The organism is Novipirellula sp., assembly GCF_041583735.1.
In the GTDB taxonomy this organism is placed as follows: Bacteria; Planctomycetota; Planctomycetia; order Pirellulales; family Pirellulaceae; genus Novipirellula.
Genome location: NZ_JBFHFD010000598.1, coordinates 1 through 5,397, shown reverse-complemented (window position 1 = coordinate 5,397; position 5,397 = coordinate 1). Strand labels below are relative to the sequence as shown.

3 protein-coding genes are annotated in these 5,397 nt (G+C 52.2%); all 3 read right to left on the bottom strand.

What is annotated here, in order from left to right; translation table 11 throughout:
• Positions 1-136: 136 nt before the first annotated feature.
• Positions 137-2,353 (bottom strand): right-handed parallel beta-helix repeat-containing protein, encoded by a 2,217-nt coding sequence (locus tag ABX962_RS29155; protein WP_372724776.1) that lies wholly within the window; start codon positions 2,351-2,353, stop codon positions 137-139.
• 487 nt (positions 2,354-2,840) lie between these two features.
• Positions 2,841-4,313, bottom strand: coding sequence for an arylsulfatase (locus ABX962_RS29150; protein ID WP_372724775.1), 1,473 nt, complete (start codon positions 4,311-4,313; stop codon positions 2,841-2,843).
• A gap of 6 nt (positions 4,314-4,319) precedes the next feature.
• Complete coding sequence (locus tag ABX962_RS29145; RefSeq protein WP_372724773.1) at positions 4,320-5,159, bottom strand: SGNH/GDSL hydrolase family protein; 840 nt, start codon at positions 5,157-5,159, stop codon at positions 4,320-4,322.
• Positions 5,160-5,397 lie beyond the last annotated feature (238 nt).

Sequence of the window (5,397 nt, the reverse complement as noted above, 5' to 3'; positions counted from 1 at the left end):
GGGGCTTTATTGTTTGCAAGTGAGGCATCATGATTTTCAAAGGTGTCTAAATTGGTTGTTTCGAAAATGACTGTGGTTTCGATCTTAGCCGAAAATACCAATACTTCCACCTGTGTTAGCCGATCGGACCGTGCTCTCATATTGATGAATCCGATGACGTCTCGGATCTTAGCCCCATCTCGGACACGTCGATTGGTTTGATACCCATTTTCAGTGCGGGCGAATTCGTTTGAAACCGAAAATCGCCATTTTCTGGATCAATGAACAACGGATCAACTGCTCGGCTATGAGCGTCCACACCATCGCTCCGTTGCTTCGCAAGCATCTCGTCGCCTAACGTCGGGTCGGCCATGCAGTAATAGATGTTGTAGTCGGTGTCGGCATCCGCCGATCTCGCCAACGCTCGCCCTCGGCGATCCTCGCTTGATTTTCCTTTGCCCGGCCCGAGTTCGTTGATGAACTCGCATTCATCGTGGGACGAAAAGAAGACATTTCGTTGGATTGTGGCACCCGACAATGGTCCTTCGCGAACCGACAAGTAATAACCACGGGGCGGTGCGATCACATCCACCACCATGTTGTTTTCGACACGCGTATTGAGCTTCAGCATGATGCCTTGCGAAGTGCATTTGTAGATCACGTTTTCGGCGATCAGTGTATCCATTTGCCCACCATCGGTTCGGATCGCACATTGCATGATCATGGGCGCGACCAAGTGGTGCACGTAATTGCGTCGGATCACATTCCCCGCACCCGCACCACGGATGTAAATCGCGTTGCCATCGCCCAATTCTTCCATGGCATGATGGATCTCGTTGTACTCGATCATATTGTCATGCGTGTGCAGAAAAGGACGCACCTCGTCGAGTGTCTTCTTCTTCTTTTTTGCGGGCTCGTCACCGATTTCATGCCAACGGATGGTGCGAGTCAGTTCACGCCCCGATTTCGTAAAGAAGTCGGTCATGCAGCCCGACAGGATCAGCCCCGTGTAGGGCGTGTGGTGAATCAAGTTGTTCGCGACACGGTTTTCTCCGCTCTGCCAGAGCATGATTCCGGGCGAGTGAGAATAGATTCTGCCGGTATGATGGATGTGGTTGTTGTAGACGAGATTGTTCCGGTTCACGTCTTTCGTCCCAGGACCGTAGCCACACAACAGAATCCCGGAACCTCCCATCTGCTGGATGTGGTTGTTTGATAGGATGTTGTTCATTCCATGCAGATCCACTCGAATTGCCCCACCGCCGCTGTGAGCGAAATGGCAGTCCTCGACGACGCAGTTTTCAGCTCCACGCAGACGCAGCAAAGCGGTCGCCTTGTCGTGCATCTCCCAATCATGCTGCAGACCAGCGTCATCGTTGGAAACGGTGTAGCGGTCGCCATGCTGAAATGTCAGTCCACGAAACTTCAGATTGCGAACCGGCAAATCCTTGGGGCCAGCTTTATCCACGGTCCCTTCGATGCGAATCAATTCCTGTAATTGAGGTGCAACCACACCCCCGTCATTCCGCGGCCATAAATAGAGCTTGCCCTGCTTCGTGTCGAGCACCCACTCGCCTGGCTCATCGAGTGCTTCCAAAACATTTTCTACCCAACAGGATTCTGTTCCCTTCAAGAAATGCAGCTCGTTCATCGCATAGGTCGCGTCCACGGACGTGTAGGCAATTTGCTGTTCTTCGTCGACTGACTTTAGGGGCAGAACGTTCACGATCCAGGCGTGATGTGGGCGAACGACGATCTCGACATCGCTCACATTCAGCCAGTTTCTGAGCTTACCTGCTGGAAAGTGCAGCTTGTCTCGACCGCTGCCCTGCAGCGGAATGAAACCCGCTGACCGCGCCCGTGGCAAAAGGCCCTGCTGATCATAAAGAGTTTTGAAACTTCCGGTCACGTCCGCAACGATGACCTTGCCCTGTGCCTGTTGCGGCAGCGCGGGGAGATTTTCGCTGACTTGCTTCCAATCCGAGATCGGTCTCGCTGAACTCAGTACAGGCGTTTCACCAGGATAGGCCGCATAAGTGATCGTCGCCTTGTCGTCGCCCGAGTCCTGTAATCCAAAAACAACAGTGTCGCTGAGCGTGTATGTCCCCTCGCGAATAAGCACGAGGATGTCGGTTGTTTTGTTTTTCTTCAATTTTCGAACCGCATCACGAGCTCGTGATAGCGTGGCAAACGGGCCATCGCTTGCTTGTGGATTAGGTTCGGCCAAGGTCCCCGACCAAACATCGGAGCCATCAGGCGACACATAGAAATCGGGCGGCACAAGGAAATCAGCGGCGTAACCGATAGGCGTCGCTATTAAGCTGCCTAGGGTGCCGATGATCAGTGCCAAAATGAATATAGAAATACGTTGCATATCATTCACGATTTGAAGGTTTCCAAATGTTTGTTTCGGTGAAAGAGTGAGCCGACGGCGCTAGCCGCGGGCCGAGCACCCATCGGAATAAACGCTTCATGGCTCAAGGTTAGTTCTGGGCCGCTAAAACTTTGGGTATAGATGTCGGAATTGGGAGTAAGTTTTTCTTCCGGCTATATAGTACGGTTACCTCTCCACCGACGAAGTCGGGGGAGAGGTCGAGCACGCCCTAAAGGCGTTGCTGGGGTGCGGGGGCGACCGCGCTATCGACCGAGCAATTCCGGTGCAAACGGCGTTATCGTCGGCGAGTGGCTTGCTCGGTCAGCCCCCTCACCCGAACGTCGCTGAAGGCTCCGTTCGACCTCTCCCCCAACGAAGTTGGTGGAGAGGTGGCAGAAAAATTGAGCAACCAAAATCATGTTAACACCAAAGTTTTAGCAGTCTACGACTCACGTTTCCCAACAGCTCCTCAGCAAATTCCACGACACTAAAATTCGGCGGGGCCCCACTCCGGAATGCCCTTCTCCTGCAACTGCTTTTCATAACGGACGTGCAAAGGTTGTTCTTTCAACTTTGGCAAACCTTCATTGACCATTAGCGGAAGAACCGATTGCCACCAACTGTCATAGGATTTCCGCAACTGATCAATCACCTCGGGGTGCGAGGATGCGACATCGGTCGTCTCCCCTGGATCAGCCGAAATGTCGTAGAGTTCTTTGTTGTTCACAAACCGCCATCGCTCTGTACGAACGGCACATTTCTCGAACTTCGCCGATTCGGGGTCTCCGTTCCAGCGGCCACAATGAACAAACAGTTTGCGATCGGGCCACTCGGTCTTTGGATTCTCGAGCAACGGGACAAGCGAACGTCCATCAAGCTCCTGCATTTTTGTGGGTAGTTCCACACCGGCTAAATCGCAAAACGTTCTGTACAGATCGACATGAGCCGTCAGCGCGTCGATATCCACTCCGCCGCTCAAAACATCTTTCCAATACCAGAAAGCCGGCACATGCGTCCCGCCTTCGTTGGGCGAGTTTTTACCACCTCGCATGTTGAAATTGAAATGTTTCACTCTGTTGCCGTTGAGTGTGCCGCTCAAGTGAGTCGCACCGTTATCGGTCATAAAGATCACGAGCGTATTGTCGAGCGCGTTCCACTCGCCAAGCGTTCGCATCAACAGGCCAAAATTGTCATCGATGTTCTCAATCATTCCGTAGCGTCCGGCCGTTCCCTTGTCGTAGCCCAAATCGAGAAAACGCTTTTTATACTTCTCTGGCGCAATGGTCGGAGCATGCGGCGCATTTAAAGAGATGTAAGCAAAATAGGGTTTCTTGGCCTCGTGCTGTTGTTTGATCCAGCGGAGCGCCGACGCAAAAAACAGATCGGTGCAAAAGCCCTTGGTCTGCACGATGGTGTTGTTGTGCAACAACACATTGTCGAAATAGGTGTTTTGGCCGTTGGGCGGAAAATCACCAAGTGACACTTGACCAATTCCACCGGCACCGTGCATCAGCACCTCATCAAACCCGCGGTTCTGCGGGAGATATTCCTCTTCATCGCCGAGGTGCCACTTCCCGAACAGCCCCGTTTGATAACCAGCACTCTGTAATGCCTGCGGCATTGTAAAGGAGTCCAACGCCATTCGTTCTCGCTGACGAATCGTATGCGTCACACCGTTTTTGAACGGCACCCGCCCGCTCATGATCGCAGAGCGAGTCGGGGCACAGGTCGGGCTGACCTGAAAATCGGTAAAGCGGAGCGACTGCTCGTAAAACCGATCGATCTCGGGCGTCTTCACCACCTCGTTCCCCATACAGGAAAGGTCACCCATGCCCTGATCGTCGGTCATCACAAGGACGATATTGGGGCGACTGCCTGCCAGCGGTGCGGCATTGGCGAAGTCAGCACAAGCCAGTATCGCCAGCAACCCAGCTATCATCTTGGTCAAATTATTGTTCATACTTTCCTATTTCTTCTTTTCGCTACTTATCACTGAAAGTGCCGAAGCGATCTCAAGAGCGACCTTCTCAGCCAAGTACGCATACCCCTGGCTTGTAAAATGAACATCCCCTTTTTGTTTTTGGATTTCAGGTAGTCCTCGCAATGCATGAGCATGTAGATCATTGATCCGAATCCCATTCTTTTTCATGATTGATTCAGCAATTAAATTATATTTGATCTCATCGCCCTCCTTTCGTCCGGCCTCAAATTCCGGTACCGGCGTGGTTGCACACCAAATCAAGGTCGCATCGGTTTGTTTCAAGCGAGCCACGATCTGCTGCAGACTCTCCCGATACTGATCCGGACTGGCCGTTAAGGTTCCATCGACCTTGTCGCGATGCCCTTGTGTTTTTGACTTTGGGTTTCGGTAGCAAATATCCCACAACCCCCAATTGAAATGGATCACATCCCATTTTCGCTGCCCGAGCCACTTGGCCAGGTTTTCGCTTCCAAACGCTGCATATTTTCCATTGCTGGGAATCCGAAACACATCCGCCTTTCCAGACAGCCGCTTGCGAACATCGACGGTATACCCAATCGATATCGAGTCGCCGATCAACAGGACGTTGGGCAGATCTGGATCATCCTGGGGATTGGCAAATGCGTTAGAGAATTCCTTGCCGGTATACAGCTCCTCTTGACTTGCCAACTCCTGAGCCGATGCGCCGACCATTGTTGTCAGGAAAAGAACTGCACATAGCATCAGAGCCCCGGTTCTTGCCGCAGTTGCACCCTGAAAGAATCGCTTCAAGGCGAGACTCCGACTTTTTCCGTCGGCGACATTGGTAGCGTGCGTGTCTTTCATCAACTCACTTTCATTTTAAATGGGTTAGGCGATAAACGTCTAAGTTGTTGCTTACCGTAACGAAACTCTTGGCGAGTTTCGCTACAAAGAGATTTCGGCAGTCCAAGCGATCGCGTCGAACGTCTCGAAAATCTACCGGACTGAAATTTCATCGACATACATTCCGCCGTGTTCGATGGTCGTTAAACGGATCGTGTTGGCTCCGCGCTGGATTGGAATGTTGACGGTCACCGCTTTC

Bases quoted from the DNA above. Each gene is read 5' to 3' on its own strand.
- ABX962_RS29155 (WP_372724776.1), bottom strand. From the start codon at position 2,353: ATGCAACGTATTTCTATATTCATTTTGGCACTGATCATCGGCACCCTA.
- ABX962_RS29150 (WP_372724775.1), bottom strand. From the start codon at position 4,313: ATGAACAATAATTTGACCAAGATGATAGCTGGGTTGCTGGCGATACTG.
- ABX962_RS29145 (WP_372724773.1), bottom strand. From the start codon at position 5,159: ATGAAAGACACGCACGCTACCAATGTCGCCGACGGAAAAAGTCGGAGT.